Consider the following 14,469-nt stretch of genomic DNA (forward strand, 5'->3'; position numbering starts at 1 on the left):
GCTCCCAAATTGGGCACAGAGATCGGCGTTGGTCGATTTGGGAGCCTAGCCTATTCGCGGATCCGCAGGCCAAGGCCCATCGCGATGACCACCGCCTGGTCCGCGGTGATCACCGCGTCCCGCAGCTCGAGCACCCGCGGATCGAACGCGTGCAGGTCCGTCCCGCGCAGGTCGCAGCCGGTGAAGTCGCCGCCGGTCAGGGTCGCGGCGGACAGGTCCAGCCCGCGCATCGTCCCGTTGCGGCAGCGGATCCCGGTCAGGTCGGCCTCCCGCATCCGGACGCTGGTGAAGGTGGCGCTGCCCAGGTCGGCCCGGGGCAGCGTGATGAACGACCAGTCACCACCGTCGACCGTGGTCAGGTCGAACGCGCACCCCTCGAAGGAGCTGCCCACCGCCTTGCAGTTGGTGAACGTGGCGTCGAAGAAGTTGCAGTTCACGAACCGGCAGTTCAGGAACGCGACGTCGGTGTGCTGCGAGCAGTTGAACCGGGCGTCGCGGAAGACGCACCCGGAGAACTCGACGCCCTCCACGTCGGTCTCGCACAGGTCCAGCGCGGAGAACTGGACACCCTCGTGCCGTCGCTCCTTGCCGGCGCCGGCGTCCCAGTCCCGGGTGGTGATCACCTTCACGAGCGCCGCCGCGGCGACCCGGCCAGATACCCGTGCGGGTACGGCAGCGGCTGGTCACCAGCGGCGGTCAGGCGCTCCAGCTGCTTGTCGTCCAGCGCCCACCCGGTCGCGCCCAGGTTGTCGCCGAGCTGCTCCGCGGTGCGGGCGCCGACGATCGGGGCGGTCACCCCGGGCCGTTGCAGCAGCCACCGCAGCGCCACCTGAGCGGGCGTGTGCCCGGACTCCTCGGCCACCGCGATCAGGGCGTCGGTGACCCGCCAGGTGCGCTCGTCGACGCTGTCCTGCCAGTTGCCGAGCCAGGGCTGCTTGTCGCCCTCCCACCGGGTGCCGGCCGGCGCCGCCGTCATGCCGCGCCGGTACTTGCCGGTCAGCCAGCCGCCCCGCATCGGCGACCACGGGATGATCCCGACGCCCTCGTTACGGCAGACCGGCGCCAGCTCGGTCTCGATCTCCCGGTCGATGAGGTTGTAGAGCGGCTGCGCGGCCACGAACGGCTCCCACCCGCGGAACCGGGCCACGTCCACCGACTTCTGCAACTGCCAGGCCGCGTAGTTGCTGACGCCGAGATGCCGCACCAGCCCGGAACGCACCAGCTGGTCCAGCGTCGACAGCGTCTCCTCGATCGGGGTCGTCTCGTCGAAGCAGTGCAGCTGGTACAGGTCGATGTAGTCGGTCCGCAGCCTGCGCAGGCTGGCGTGCACCGCCGCGATCAGGTGCTTGCGGCCCGCGCCGTTGTCGTTGGGGCCGTCACCGGTCGACCAGAACGCCTTGGTCGCCACCACCAGGGAATCCCGCCGCCGGGTCGCCAGCCAGCGGCCGATGATCTCCTCGGAGGCGCCGCCCGCGTACACGTCCGCGGTGTCGACGAAGTTGCCGCCCGCCTCCACGTAACGGTCCAGGATGGCGTGCGAGGTCTGCTCGTCGGATTCGTTGCCGAAGGTCATCGTCCCGAGGCACAGCTCGCTCACCCGAAGCCCGCTGCCCCCGACATTCCGGTACTCCATCCGCGAAATCCTTCCAGTACGGCCTGCGCACGGCAACCGTAAAGTGATCATCGTGGTGCGGTTGACCGGCTACCGGGACTACTACGGCGAGGCGGGGGAGCTGCTCACCATCGACGTCGAGGACTGAGCGAGCCGGGTGCGCACCACGAGATCGTGCAGGGCCGCCACGGCGCTCGCTTCCGCGTACCCCGGAAGTTTGCTCTGATCCCGCGCCTCCTCCAGCTCGGCGCGCAGCGCCGGGACGTCGGCGGCCAGATGGGCCGCCGCCCGCGCCGACATGGGTCCGTGCTCGGCCTCGCGTTTCGCGGCGATCAGCTCCGGCACGTAGGCCAACCGTTGACCGAGAATGCCCAGGTCGGTCTCCAGTTCGCCGGTGCGCATCAGATGGATGCCGGTGAGCAGCACCCGCAGCGTGTAGAGCGCCGGCTTGAGATGCCCGGACTTGTGGTAGAGCCGTTTTTGGGTGGCCGCGAACCCCAGGTAGTGGTGCGCGTGATTGCTGGTGATCATGCCCGTGGCCAGGGAGATCAGCTCGGCGTGCACCTCCGAGGTGAGGACCACGAGCGGAGACAGCAGTTGCTCCAGCACGTACCCGTTCCGGCTGTTGAGCAGCCGCGCGAACTTCAGCAGATCGTGGCTGACCACGTCGAGTTCCACGCCGTCGCGGACGCCGCTGTTCTGGAGCGTGTCCGGACCTGTTCGCAGGCCGACCACCTCCTGGGGCGGCAGTACGTGCGCGGCCCGCAGGTCGAGATCCGAGTCGACCGACGCGAAACCGTAGAGGTGCGCCCCGCTCACGGTGGCGAAGAGCAGGGGATAGGGCAGGGAGGCGGCGGCCTCGCCGGCCCACGACGGGACATCGACGGTCACGGTCTACAGATTCCTTTCGCGTACGCCCACGAGCACCCGGTCGATGCGGTCGCGGTCCGGCTTCTCCGGCAGCGCGGTGCCGGCCGCCGCGTCGGTGAGGTCGGCCTGCAAACGCTCGGCCCAGGCGGCCACGTCCGGCCACGGCACGTCGCCGTTACGCACGGCGAGCAGTTCGCCGCGCAGGTGGGTGACGTCGACCAGGACCTCCCCGGTACGCAGCACGTGCGCCCCGGCGAGAAGCAGGCGGATCATATGCATCGCCTGCTTGAAGTTGATCTCCCCCGTTCGGGCGTGCCGGGACGCCACCTTGGCGAGCTGGTCGCGCGCATAGCTGCCGTAGGTGTCGGCCACCCTGGTGGAGAGGAAGGCGGTTCTCACCGCGAGGAGGGCGTCACCGTCGACGGTCTTGTCCGTTACGAGGGGCGACCACAGCACCTCGAGCACCGTCGGGTTGCCCTGCGTCGCGAGCGTGCAGAACCGCTCGATCTCCCACGAGAACTGCTCCTCGGCCGGCCCGTCCAGATGGGTGGGCGGCTTGTCCAGGGACCAGAAGGCGCGGGTCGGCGCCACGAACACACCCCGCCGGTCGTGGTCGGAGTCCGGCCGGTGAAGTCCATAGGCACGGGAGCCGACCACGACCGCGAGGGCCGTGTGCCGTTGCACGAGCTCGATCATGGGCCCGGAGCGTACGTCTACAGGTCGAGCACCGTCGCGTCGATTTCGTCCAGCTCACTCTGGTCGAAGCCGATCCTGCCGAGGGCGGCGACGTTGTTCTCCAGTTGCTCGACGCTCGACGCGCCGATGATCAGGCTGGTCATCCGCTCGTCGCGCAGCGCCCACGCCAGCGCCATCTGGGCCAGCGACTGCCCGCGCCGCTTCGCGATGTCGTCGAGCGTGTGCAGTCGAGCCAGCGTCTGGTTGTCCAGGGCGCTCTCGTTGAGGAACACGCTGGTGCGGATCCGCGAGTCCTCCGGGATGCCGGTCAGGTAACGGTCGGTGAGCAGACCCTGCTGGAGCGGGCTGAACGCGATGCACCCGGCCCCGGCCGCCTCGAGGGTGTCGAGCAGCCGGTCGTGCTCGATCCACCGGTTCAGGATCGAGTAGGACGGCTGGTGGATCAGCAGTGGCGTGCCCAGCTCGCGCAGCAGGTCGGCGGCCTGCGCGGCCTGCTCGGACCGGTAGTTGCTGATGCCGACGTAGAGCGCCTTGCCGGAGCGCACGATGGCGTCCAGGGCGGTCATCGTCTCCTCGAGCGGGGTCTCCGGGTCGGGCCGGTGGTGGTAGAAGACGTCGACGTAGTCCAGGCCCATCCGCTTCAGCGACTGGTCCAGCGACGAGACCAGGTACTTGCGGGAGCCCCAGTCGCCGTACGGGCCGTCCCACATGGTGTAGCCGGCCTTCGACGAGATGACCAGCTCGTCGCGGTGGTGCTTGAGATCCGTGTTCAGGATGGCGCCGAAGTTGGTCTCCGCGCTGCCCGGCGGCGGCCCGTAGTTGTTGGCCAGGTCGAAGTGGGTGACCCCGAGGTCGAAGGCGCGGCGGACGATGGCGCGCTGACGGTCGACGGGGCGGGAGTCACCGAAGTTGTGCCAGAGGCCGAGGCTGATGGCGGGGAGCTTGAGGCCACTGCGACCAGCACGGCGGTAGATCATGTCGCGGTAGCGGTCGGCGGCAGGGAAGTACGTCACATCGAACACCCTAGGGCTCCCGGACCCACCCATGTGCGCTGGTAGGTTGGGGGTGCACGCGGGAGAGACCTTTGGGCGCCGAAGAGGCAACTCCTCCCCGGAAACTTTCAGGCAAAAGGACCGCGTGGGCAGGCGACTCTGAAATGCCGCGGTGTGGGTATGACAGAGGGGGAGGTTGATCCTCGACCTTCTCACGCTCTGGAGTCGCCCATGACGTCCCCGTTCGTTTCCCGGCACATCGGCCCCGGCCCGGACGAGCAGGCCCACATGCTCAAGACGGTGGGGTACGGCTCGGTCGAGGAGCTGATGGACGCCGCGATCCCCTCGTCCATCCGGTTCGACGGATCACTCGACCTGCCGGCCGGGATCTCCGAGGAGCAGGCGATCGCCGAGCTGCGCGGCATCGCGGGACGCAACGTGGTGGCCACCCCGATGATCGGCCTCGGCTACTACGGCACGGTCACCCCGGCGGTGATCAAGCGGAACGTGCTGGAGAACCCGGCGTGGTACACGGCCTACACGCCGTACCAGCCGGAGATCAGCCAGGGCCGCCTGGAGGCGCTGCTCAACTTCCAGACCATGGTCACCGACCTGACCGGGATGACCACGGCCAACGCGTCGATGCTCGACGAGGCCACGGCGGTCGCCGAGGCGATGACCCTCGCGCGCCGCGCCTCCAAGAGCAGGAGCAACGTGTACGCGGTGGACGCCGACACGTTCCCGCAGACGCTGTCGGTGCTGCGGACCCGTGCCGAACCGCTCGGCATCGTCATCCACCTCGTGGACCTCGACGGCGGCGCGGAGCTGCCGGAGGACTACTTCGGGCTGCACCTGCAGTACCCGGGCGCCTCCGGCAAGGTCCGGGACCACGCGGCCCTGGTCGAGGCCGCCCACGCCGAGGGTGCCCTGGTCACGGTCGCCGCCGACCTGCTGGCGCTGACCCTGCTGCGCTCGCCCGGGGACATCGGCGCCGACATCGCGGCCGGCACCACGCAGCGCTTCGGCGTACCGCTGGGGTTCGGTGGCCCGCACGCCGGTTACCTGGCGGTGCGCAACGGCCTGGAGCGGTCCCTGCCCGGGCGCCTGGTCGGCGTCTCGAAGGACGCCGACGGCGATCAGGCCTACCGGCTGGCGCTGCAGACCCGTGAGCAGCACATCCGCCGGGAGAAGGCGACCAGCAACATCTGCACCGCGCAGGTGCTGCTCGCCGTCATGGCCAGCATGTACGCGGTCTACCACGGCCCGGCCGGCCTGCGCGCCATCGCGGCCCGCACCCACCAGCACGCCGCCCGCGTGGCCGCCGGCCTGCGGATGGTCGACGGCGTGACCGTGGTCCACGAGAGCTTCTTCGACACCGTGCTCGCCCGCGTGCCCGGTAAGGCCGAGAAGGTGCTCGCGGCCGCCGCCAAGTACGGCATCGACCTGCACCTGGTTGACGCCGACCACGTCTCGATCTCCTGCGACGAGACCACCACCCAGTCGGAGGTGCAGCGGATCTGGGACGCCTTCGGCGTGACCGTCGGCGGCGCCTACGTGTGCGTGATGAACGTGGAAGCGCTGGAGACCGGCCGCCCGATCCCGGCCGCGCTGGAGCGCACCGGCGACTACCTGGCCCACCCGGTGTTCAACACCCACCACTCCGAGACGAGCATGCTGCGCTACCTGCGCAGGCTGTCGGACCGGGACTACGCGCTGGACCGCGGCATGATCCCGCTGGGCTCGTGCACGATGAAGCTGAACGCCACCACCGAGATGGAGGCGGTCACCTGGCCGGAGTTCGCCGACATCCACCCGTTCGCGCCGAAACTGCAGGTCGCCGGCTACGAGCATCTCGTCGCCCAGCTGGAGAAGTGGCTCGCCGAGATCACCGGCTACGACGCGGTCAGCGTCCAGCCGAACGCCGGCTCCCAGGGTGAGCTGGCCGGCCTGCTCGCCATCCGCGGCTACCACCGCTCCCGCGGCGAGGCCCACCGGGACGTGTGCCTGATCCCGTCGAGCGCGCACGGCACCAACGCGGCCAGCGCCGTGATGGCCGGCATGCGGGTGGTCGTGGTGGCCTGTGACGCGGACGGCAACGTCGACCTGGCCGACCTGGACGCCAAGATCGAGAAGCACCGGGACGCGCTCTCGGCGATCATGGTGACCTACCCGTCCACCCACGGCGTCTACGAGACCTCGATCGCCGGCCTGTGCGCCAAGGTGCACGAGGCGGGCGGGCAGGTGTACGTGGACGGCGCCAACCTGAACGCGCTGGTCGGCTACGCGCGGCCCGGGAAGTTCGGGGCGGACGTGTCGCACCTGAACCTGCACAAGACGTTCTGCATCCCGCACGGCGGCGGCGGTCCCGGCGTGGGCCCGGTCGCGGTCGGCGCGCACCTGGCCGAGTTCCTGCCCGGGGACCCGTTGCGGCAGGGCGACCACCACGCCGTCTCGGCGGCGGCGCACGGTTCGGCGGGGATCCTGCCGATCTCGTGGGCGTACATCCGGATGATGGGCCCGGACGGTCTCGCGGCGGCGACCGCGTCGGCGGTGCTGGCGGCCAACTATGTGGCGGCGCGGCTGCGTGAGCACTACCCGGTGCTGTACGCGGGCGAGCACGGCCTGGTCGCGCACGAGTGCATCCTCGATGTGCGCCCGATCACCAAGGCGACCGGCGTCTCGGTGGACGACGTGGCCAAGCGGTTGATCGACTACGGCTTCCACGCGCCGACCATGTCGTTCCCGGTGGCCGGCACGCTCATGGTCGAGCCGACCGAGAGCGAGGATCTGGCGGAGCTGGATCGCTTCATCGCCGCGATGATCGCCATCAAGGGTGAGATCGACCAGGTCGCGGCCGGGGTGTGGCCGAAGGACGACAATCCGCTGGCCAACGCGCCGCACACGGCGTCGGCGGTGACGGCGGACGAGTGGGCTCACCCGTATTCACGCTCCGTGGCCGGTTTCCCGGCGGGCGTGGACCGGACGGCGAAGTACTGGCCGCCGGTGCGCCGGATCGACGGGGCCTTCGGAGACCGGAATCTGGTCTGCTCGTGCCCGTCGCCCGAGGCGTTCGAGGACTGATCCGGAGTCGCGCAGGTCGCGGTCGTCGCTGATCGCGGCCTGCGCCGCCTTCGTAGTCGTCGATTGATTACGCTGCGTCGCGTGTTCAGTGATGGGTCACGCCGCCAGGGCGTGCACCGCCGGGCCGCGGTGCGGCTCGATCATGGTGCCGTCCGGCAGCAGCTCGCCGGTGTCCTCGAAGATGATGACGCCGTTGCAGAGCAGGCTCCAGCCCTGCTCCCGGAAGGTCGCGATGATGAGTGCGGCCTCACGGTCGGTAGCGTCGGCGGGGGGACATGGGTTCAGGTGCTGGCACATCGGTGGATCTCCGTTGGGGGTTGTGTGAAGGTTCACAAACGCGGTGACGAACGTTACCTCACATCGAACGACAGCGGTTCAACCCGGTGACGGCGTCCGTGTCCGCGTCCTCGGCTCCGATGTTCCACGGCGGCGGCGTTGTTGACCACTCTCCGCTACCTCCGTTCGGGGCGCCACCGGGCGCTCCGGCGGACTGCGGTGCACGTCATGACGTGTTGAGCGCTTTTCGATGGCATCGGGGTGATCCCGGTGACCCTGCCGAGCTTCTTGCCGCGTTCCTCGACGGCAACGGACTACCGGTGCGGAATCTTGGCCGAACGGGTGACAAAAAGAAGACGATCGGCGATGGTGCAGTTTGCGGGGCAGCACTCTACGTGTCGGCGGATGCCGGATGCGTGATGGCTGGGGGAGTGGTCGGCGCCCCCTCGCCAGTGCCCAGCATTCCCGATGTTTACGCCGTTGTATACCGACATTCCGCCTCTCAGACGGATTTTTCCCCTTCTAAGGGATGGTCGCTCGGCCCGTGGCGGGACAGCTGGAGCCGCGCCGACCACGCCCACGCCATCGACCAGGTCCGGGCCGCCATCGCCCGCGGCGACGTCTATCAGGTCAACGTCGTGGGGCACGCGTCGGCGCCGTACACCGGGGACCCCGGGCCCGCCCTGCGCCGCGTCGCGGGACTGCCCGGCGCCCGCTACGGCGGCGTCCTGGCCGGCGACGGCTGGGCCATGGCCACCGCCTCCCCGGAGACCCTCGTCGAGGTCCGCCACGGCCGGGTCATCACCCGCCCGATCAAGGGCACCCGCCCCGCCACCGACGCCGGCCGCTTCGAACTGCTCGCCTCCGCCAAGGAACGCGCCGAGCACGTCATGATCGTCGACCTGGAACGCAACGACCTCGCCCGGCTGCCCGGGACCGGGCCGGTGCGGGTGGACGAGCTGTTCGCCGTACGCCGATGGGTGGGTCTCTGGCAGGCCGAATCCGTCGTCTCCGCCCCGCTCGACGGCGACGTGGACCTGGCCGCCCTGCTGCGGGCCGTCTGCCCCGGCGGCAGCGTCACCGGCGCCCCCAAGCTCGCCGCCCTCGCCCAGATCGCCGCCCTCGAACCGGTCGGCCGCGGCGTCAGCATGGGCGCCCTCGGCTGGCTCGGCCACGACCACCTCGATCTCGGCCTGAGCATCCGCACCGTCACCGTCGACGGCCGCCGCGTCCACGCCTGGGCCGGCGGCGGCATCACCATCGACAGCGATCCGGCCGACGAGGTCGCCGAAGCCGCCGCCAAAGCCGGACCGCTGCGGGCCGCCCTGCGCGGCGCCTGACCCCACAGCCTCCTCCAAGCTCTCTCCGAGCCGCCTCTACCTATTGCGTGCCACTGTCGGCATCCGCCCCCACGGAAGGGGGCTGAGCGCGTAATTTGACGCACGCGCGGCACCGAGGCGGTCCACAATGGCACAAGGAAGTGCCGTGGTGGCTGCAGAGAGGCGACATCGCGGTCATGCTCGACACCCTTGATCCACCGGTCTCCGGCATCCACCTCCGGGTGGACTTCGCGGGATTCGCCCACGCCAGCACGCCCCGGCTGCACAGCAGCGCCTTCCAGCTGTGCCGGGACTGGCACCTGGCCCAGGACCTCACCCAGACCACCCTCACCAAGCTGTTCCTCAGCTGGGACCGGGCCGTCGACAGCGACAACCTCATCGCGTACGCCCAGCGGGTGCTCCTGCGCGTCTACCTCGACCACCGGCGCCGCCGCAGCTCCACCGAGGCCGTCCCCGGCGAACTGCGCGAACCCGCCTACTCGATGAGCCCCGAACTGCGGCTCACCATGCTCGGCGCGCTTGCCCGCCTGCCCGCCCGCGACCGCGCCATCGTCATGTTGCGCTACTTCGCCGACCACAGTGTGGAACAGGTCGCCCAGGAACTCGGAGTGCCCGTCACCGTGGTCAAGAGCCAGACCCGGCGGTCGCTCATCAAACTCCGGCAGATGCTGGTCAACGACCGGCCCGTCCTTTTCACGTAACGACCAGATAGCCTCTGAGGCATGACAGTCAGGCCTATTCGGCTCTTCGGTGACCCGGTTCTGCGCACACCCGCCGACCACGTCACCACCTTCGACGCGGCACTGCGCGAACTCGTCCAGGACCTGGAGGACACCGTCCGCGAACCCGGCCGCGCCGGCGTCGCCGCCCCACAGATCGGCGTCGGCCTGCGGGTGTTCTCGTACAACGTCGGCGGCCGGGTCGGCCACGTGGTCAACCCGGTGCTCAGCGACTTCGCCGGCGAGCAGACCGACGAGGAGGGCTGCCTGTCGCTTCCCGGCATGGGCTTCGACACCCGCCGCTCCGAATCCGTCGTCTGCCACGGCTTCGACCAGCACGGCGAACCACTCGTCATCGAGGGCACCGGCTTCCTGGCCCGGGCACTCCAGCACGAGACCGACCACCTCGACGGCCGCCTCTACATCGACACCCTCACCGGCGACGTGCGCCGCCAGGCCCTGCGCGAGCTGCGCCGCGCCGTTCCCCGATGACGGCCGCCGACGCTTCCGCCGCGGACGGGGATCCCCTGCCCTCGTCATCGCCTTCATCATCGCCTTCGGCGGGAGACGCCCGGCGCCTGGCTGCCGCATCCCTTGCGGTGGGTGATCCCACCGGCTGGTTCGAGCATCTGTACGCCGAAGCGCGCGACGGGCGAGCCGAAGTGCCCTGGGACGTGGCCGCACCCAGCGCCCACCTGCGGGCGCTCGACCTGCCCGCCGGGGACGGGCGGCGTGCCCTGGTAGTCGGCTGCGGACCCGGGCGGGACGCCGAGTACCTGGGCGCCCTGGGATATGCGGTGACCGCTTTCGACATCTCGGCCACCGCCATCGACCTGGCTCGTGCCCGGCATCCGTCGAGCCCCGTCTCCTACGCCGTCGCCGACCTGCTCTCCCCGCCCGCGGCCTGGCGGCACGGGTTCGACCTGGTCCTGGAGAGCAACAACGTGCAGGCCCTGCCAGCCGACATCCGGGCCCGGGCGATCGCCGTGCCGGGCATGTTCGTTGCGCCCGGTGGGTTGCTGGTCGTGCTCGCGGCGGCCACCAGCCGGGTGGACAGCGACGGGTCCGGGCCGCCGTGGCCGCTCACCCGGGCCGAGATCGACGGGTTCGCGGTCGACGGGCTGCGGCCGGTTTCGATCACCCAGGTGGACGCTGCCGGGACCACCCTGCCGACCCGCTGGCAGGCCCTCTTCACCCGCTGACCGGACTGCCCGGCCAACGGTGGCCGGGCCTTCCGCGGCCGCGCCGAACCTCCGGCCCTCAGACTTCCGGATCCCGCGTTCGAGCCGGCCCCCGGCCCCTGTCGCACCGGCCGCCTGATCCTGGAATCAGCGGCGGCCGCTTCCTACCGGACCGTCGCCGGCATCCTGTGCTTCGCGGTCCACCAGCGGAACCGCCGCCATGCGAGAGCCGGGACATCGCGGGCCGACGATTCTTGTCGTACCCCGTCGGTAGGTTGCGCGGCGTGGAGAACACGGGAACAGAGGACAGTCTCATCCTGCCGGAAGCCTGGCTGGAGCACCTGCATCCGCGTCGCGGCGGCGCCCGGGTGCGGCCGTTCGTAGCCGATCCGCAGGCGCGCGCCCGGGTCGACCGGATGCTCGCCGAGCGACAGCACCGGATGAGCCAGGTCCTCGCCGCCCCCTCCACACCGGAGGCGTTCCGGGCGGCGGCAGCGGAGTGGCTGGCCGGGGCCGCCGTCCCGGTCGGGGCCGCCGCCGTCGCGGCGATCGCGGCGCGTGACGCCGCCGACGAGGCCGCGCTGGCCGACGTGTGGATCAGTGAGCACGGGCTGCGGTTCGCGGCGCTCGCGGCGGTCGAGATGGCATCGCTGCTGATCATCGACGACAGGCTGCCACTCGAGTGGCGGCATGCCCCCACGGCCGATCCCGGGATTCGGCGCCGCCCGCAGACCGCCCTTCTCGATGACGCGCCGCCCGGCCCGGCGGTGCTGTTGCGGGTCCGAGCGGCGCTCGCCAGCGCGCCGCAGCCCGAGTTCGACCAGGTCGTCACCGCGCTGGCGACCTTCCGCTCCGGTTGGCTGTTCGCCCGGGCCGCCTGCTCGGTGCTGGTTCAGCGACCGGACTGGGTGGAGGAGGACGTGACCGAAGCGGTGGACGCCGACGACCGCCGCCGCTGCGCGATGCTGCTCTACGCGGCGCGGACACCGAAGCAGGTGACCCGGCTCGCCGACCTGGTCGGTCTCCAGGAGCAGAAATTCGACAGGGAACTGGTGCTCACCCTTGTCGACGGCGTCGGTGTCGCCGTCGCGCCGACCCTGTTCGACTGGGTCGACCCGGGATTCCCGCGCTACGCCGATCGTGGCGCCGAACAGCGCGTTCTCTCCGTGCTGGCGGCGTTGCCGGGCGATGACGTCATGCGCGGCCTGCAGGCCCGTTCCGGTTCACGGCCGGTCCGGGCGGCACTGCTGGAGGCGGCCGAGCGGTTCCCCGCCCGTGCCATGCGGATCTTCGCCGAGGAGGACGACGAGCTGCTGCGCTCGCACGTGGGCCGCCACCCCGGCCTCGTCGATCAGGTCATGCCGCTGCTCAGCCCAGCGGCCGCCGGGCGGGTGCGGGCCATCGTGGAAGCCTGGGGTGAGGTGGTGACCGCTCCACTGTCCGCGGTGCCGCCGGTGCTGGTCGACCCGCCCTGGCGGAACCGTAAGAAGGCCGCCAAGCCGCCGGTGGTCGCCGGGCTGACCTGCGCCGACGCGCCTGCGGTGAGCTGGCTTCCGGGTGAGCGGCAGGAGTGGGCGGAAACTGATCTGTGGTACCGCGACGATCTCGCGACCGACTGGCCCGCCACGGCGGAGCAGGTGATCACGGGCACCGACAGGTGGGACGACGCCCCGGGCCTCCTGTTCACCCGGGCGCCTGAGGAGATCGCCCGCACGACGCTCGCCCGGTGGCAGCCGCGCGTCAACTGGGACTCGGACCGGTGGATCGCGGTCGCCGCGGCCCGCCTCGGGACCGACGTGCTGCCGGCCGTGCTGACGCTGGCCAGGGCGACGCCCGCCGACTACGGTCCCCGGCTGATGCCGTTCACGTCGCCGGAGGTGGCGGTGCTGATGGCCGACTGGTCGGCGCGGCTCAAGTCGATGCGCCGCCTCGCCCAGCGGTGGCTGGTGCGTCATCCCGCAGCGGCCGCCCGTGCGCTGATCCCGGCGGCGCTGGGCCGAGCCGGCACGGCCCGCAGGCAGGCCGAGCGCGCCCTGCTCCTGCTGCACGGTCACGGTCATGCTGAGCAGGTCCGGGCGGCCGCCGCCGGATACGGCTCCGAGGCCGCCGCCGGGGTGGAGGCGCTGTTCCTCGCCGATCCGCTGACGGCACTCCCGAGCCGGATGCCGACCGCGCCGGAGTGGGCGGCGCCCGGCGTGCTGCCGCCGGTCCGGCTGCGTGACGGGTCCGGGGCGCTGCCCGCCGAGGCCGTCGCCAACCTGGTCCTGATGCTGATGATCTCCCGCCCGGACGATCCCTACGCCGGTCTGGAGCTCGTCCGGCAGGCCGTCGAGCCGACCGATCTCGCCGAGTTCGGGTGGGCGCTGTTCGAGTTGTGGCAGGCCGCCGGGGGCGTCGCCAAGGACGGCTGGGTGTACGACGCGGTCGCGCTGACCGGCGACGACGAGACCGCCCGGCGACTCACCCCACTGATCATGGCCTGGCCCACCGAGGGCCGCACCGCGGCCGCGGTCTCCGGGCTGTCCGTGCTGGTCGGCATCGGCACCGACGAGGCGCTCATGCAGGTGCACCGGATCTCGCAGAAGGCGAAGTCCACGCCGCTGCGCAAGGCCGCGACCGCGCGGATCGCCGAGGTCGCCGAGGCGCTCGGGCTCAGCGCCGAGCAGCTGGCCGACCGGTTGGTCCCCGACTTCGGGCTGGACGCCGACGGCAGCCTGCGGCTGGACTACGGGCCGCGGCAGTTCGTGGTCGGGTTCGACGAGCAGTTGCGGCCGTTCGTGGCAGGTGTGGACGGCAAGCGGCTGAAGGCGCTGCCCAAACCCGGGGCACGGGACGACGCGGAGCTCGCCGAGGCGGCCTACCGGCGGTTCTCCGTCCTGAAGCGGGACGTCCGCAAGATCTCCGCCGAGCAGGTCAAGCGGCTGGAACAGGCGATGGTCACCGGCCGGCGCTGGACCGGGGCGGAGTTCCGGCGGCTGTTCGTCCGGCACCCGCTGATGTGGCACATCGGGCGGCGGCTCGTCTGGGCCCGCTTCGGCGACGACGGCGCGATGCTCGGCGCGTTGCGGATCGCCGAGGACCGCAGCCTCGCCGACGTCGACGACGAACCCGTCGACCTGGGCGACGACGACGTGGTCGGCATCGCCCACCCGGTCCGGCTGGGCGCCGACACGTCCCGATGGGCGGAGGTGTTCGCCGACTACGAGATCATGCAGCCGTTCCCCCAGCTCGGGCGGCCGGTGTACACGCTCACCGAGCAGGAGGCGGCCACCGGGCGGCTGGAGCGGTTCGAAGGCGTGACCGTGCCGACCACCAAGGTGATCATGTTGGACCGGCGGGGCTGGAGCCGGCAGGAGGCGGCGAACGCCGGAATCCAGCCGGGCTTCGACCGGATCGCCGGCCCGGGGCAGGTCCTGTCCGTCGACCTCGATCCGGGCATCGTCGGCCAGGTCGGCTACGACGCCGAGCAGAAACTGGTCGCGGTCTACCTGCACGACGGCGGCGCCAGCGGATGGCACCTCACCGAGGAGCAGACCCTGCCACTGGCCGGTTTGGACCCGGTCCTCGCGTCCGAGGTGCTGCGCGACCTGACGGACATCACCACCTGACCGCCGGTGCCCGCGTGGGCCCCGGCTCGTCACCAGCCGTGGCCGCCGGCGCCCGTGACGGCCACGGCTCGTTGCCGATCTTGAACTTCGGTAG

12 protein-coding genes and 1 riboswitch are annotated in these 14,469 nt (G+C 71.1%); of the genes, 6 read left to right on the forward strand and 6 right to left on the reverse strand.

Features of this window, described 5'->3' with window-relative positions; genetic code table 11:
- Window positions 1–50: 50 nt before the first annotated feature.
- From KZ829_RS44020 to mgrA, 5 genes are all read right to left on the reverse strand, one after another.
- Window positions 51–629 (reverse strand): pentapeptide repeat-containing protein, encoded by a 579-nt coding sequence (locus KZ829_RS44020; RefSeq protein ID WP_220145115.1) that lies wholly within the window; start codon window positions 627–629, stop codon window positions 51–53.
- Window positions 626–1,633 carry an aldo/keto reductase gene (locus KZ829_RS18240; RefSeq protein WP_220145116.1) on the reverse strand — a complete coding sequence of 336 codons (1,008 nt, stop codon included), beginning with the start codon at window positions 1,631–1,633 and terminating at the stop codon, window positions 626–628. The genes KZ829_RS44020 and KZ829_RS18240 overlap by 4 nt, the downstream gene beginning before the upstream one ends.
- A gap of 81 nt (window positions 1,634–1,714) precedes the next feature.
- Window positions 1,715–2,503: a nucleotidyltransferase domain-containing protein gene (locus KZ829_RS18245; protein WP_220145117.1), complete on the reverse strand. Its 789-nt coding sequence runs from the start codon at window positions 2,501–2,503 to the stop codon at window positions 1,715–1,717.
- A 3-nt stretch (window positions 2,504–2,506) separates the two neighbouring features.
- Window positions 2,507–3,178, reverse strand: coding sequence for a nucleotidyltransferase domain-containing protein (locus KZ829_RS18250; protein ID WP_220145118.1), 672 nt, complete (start codon window positions 3,176–3,178; stop codon window positions 2,507–2,509).
- A 17-nt stretch (window positions 3,179–3,195) separates the two neighbouring features.
- Complete coding sequence (gene mgrA / locus KZ829_RS18255; RefSeq protein ID WP_308285550.1) at window positions 3,196–4,191, reverse strand: L-glyceraldehyde 3-phosphate reductase; 996 nt, start codon at window positions 4,189–4,191, stop codon at window positions 3,196–3,198.
- A gap of 49 nt (window positions 4,192–4,240) precedes the next feature.
- A riboswitch (glycine riboswitch) is annotated at window positions 4,241–4,324 on the forward strand.
- A 77-nt stretch (window positions 4,325–4,401) separates the two neighbouring features.
- Here mgrA and gcvP point away from each other — a divergent pair.
- On the forward strand, window positions 4,402–7,251 hold the full coding sequence (gene gcvP, locus KZ829_RS18260; RefSeq protein WP_220145120.1) for an aminomethyl-transferring glycine dehydrogenase: 2,850 nt from the start codon (window positions 4,402–4,404) through the stop codon (window positions 7,249–7,251).
- 96 nt (window positions 7,252–7,347) lie between these two features.
- Here gcvP and KZ829_RS18265 read toward each other — a convergent pair whose 3' ends face one another.
- Complete coding sequence (locus KZ829_RS18265; RefSeq protein ID WP_183227848.1) at window positions 7,348–7,548, reverse strand: DUF5999 family protein; 201 nt, start codon at window positions 7,546–7,548, stop codon at window positions 7,348–7,350.
- A gap of 119 nt (window positions 7,549–7,667) precedes the next feature.
- Between KZ829_RS18265 and KZ829_RS18270 the strand changes: the two genes are divergently transcribed.
- The 5 genes from KZ829_RS18270 (at window position 7,668) to KZ829_RS18290 (ending at window position 14,375) form a co-directional block, all read left to right on the forward strand.
- The gene (locus tag KZ829_RS18270) at window positions 7,668–8,867 is read left to right on the forward strand and encodes a chorismate-binding protein (RefSeq protein ID WP_220145370.1); all 1,200 of its coding nucleotides are present in this window, start codon (window positions 7,668–7,670) and stop codon (window positions 8,865–8,867) included.
- Window positions 8,868–9,043: 176 nt separating this feature from the next.
- The gene (locus KZ829_RS18275) at window positions 9,044–9,568 is read left to right on the forward strand and encodes a SigE family RNA polymerase sigma factor (RefSeq protein ID WP_220145121.1); all 525 of its coding nucleotides are present in this window, start codon (window positions 9,044–9,046) and stop codon (window positions 9,566–9,568) included.
- Window positions 9,569–9,589: 21 nt separating this feature from the next.
- A complete protein-coding gene (locus tag KZ829_RS18280; protein WP_220145122.1) occupies window positions 9,590–10,078 on the forward strand; it encodes a peptide deformylase in 489 nt (162 codons plus the stop codon).
- A gap of 107 nt (window positions 10,079–10,185) precedes the next feature.
- Window positions 10,186–10,788, forward strand: a complete 603-nt coding sequence (locus KZ829_RS18285) for a class I SAM-dependent methyltransferase (protein ID WP_308285551.1) — start codon at window positions 10,186–10,188, stop codon at window positions 10,786–10,788.
- A 263-nt stretch (window positions 10,789–11,051) separates the two neighbouring features.
- Entirely contained in the window at window positions 11,052–14,375 is a 3,324-nt protein-coding gene (locus tag KZ829_RS18290) for a DUF4132 domain-containing protein (protein WP_308285552.1), read from the forward strand.
- Window positions 14,376–14,469 lie beyond the last annotated feature (94 nt).

Source organism: Actinoplanes hulinensis (genome assembly GCF_019429605.1).
In the GTDB taxonomy this organism is placed as follows: domain Bacteria; phylum Actinomycetota; class Actinomycetes; order Mycobacteriales; family Micromonosporaceae; genus Actinoplanes; species Actinoplanes campanulatus.

What these genes read in the sequence shown, in the direction of transcription:
- KZ829_RS18275 (WP_220145121.1), top strand. Translation starts at nt 9,044, where the DNA reads ATGCTCGACACCCTTGATCCACCGGTCTCCGGCATCCACCTCCGGGTG.
- gcvP (WP_220145120.1), top strand. Translation starts at nt 4,402, where the DNA reads ATGACGTCCCCGTTCGTTTCCCGGCACATCGGCCCCGGCCCGGACGAG.
- KZ829_RS18280 (WP_220145122.1), top strand. Translation starts at nt 9,590, where the DNA reads ATGACAGTCAGGCCTATTCGGCTCTTCGGTGACCCGGTTCTGCGCACA.
- KZ829_RS18240 (WP_220145116.1), bottom strand. Translation starts at nt 1,633, where the DNA reads ATGGAGTACCGGAATGTCGGGGGCAGCGGGCTTCGGGTGAGCGAGCTG.
- KZ829_RS18250 (WP_220145118.1), bottom strand. Translation starts at nt 3,178, where the DNA reads ATGATCGAGCTCGTGCAACGGCACACGGCCCTCGCGGTCGTGGTCGGC.
- KZ829_RS18265 (WP_183227848.1), bottom strand. Translation starts at nt 7,548, where the DNA reads ATGTGCCAGCACCTGAACCCATGTCCCCCCGCCGACGCTACCGACCGT.
- KZ829_RS18270 (WP_220145370.1), top strand. Translation starts at nt 7,668, where the DNA reads ATGTTCCACGGCGGCGGCGTTGTTGACCACTCTCCGCTACCTCCGTTC.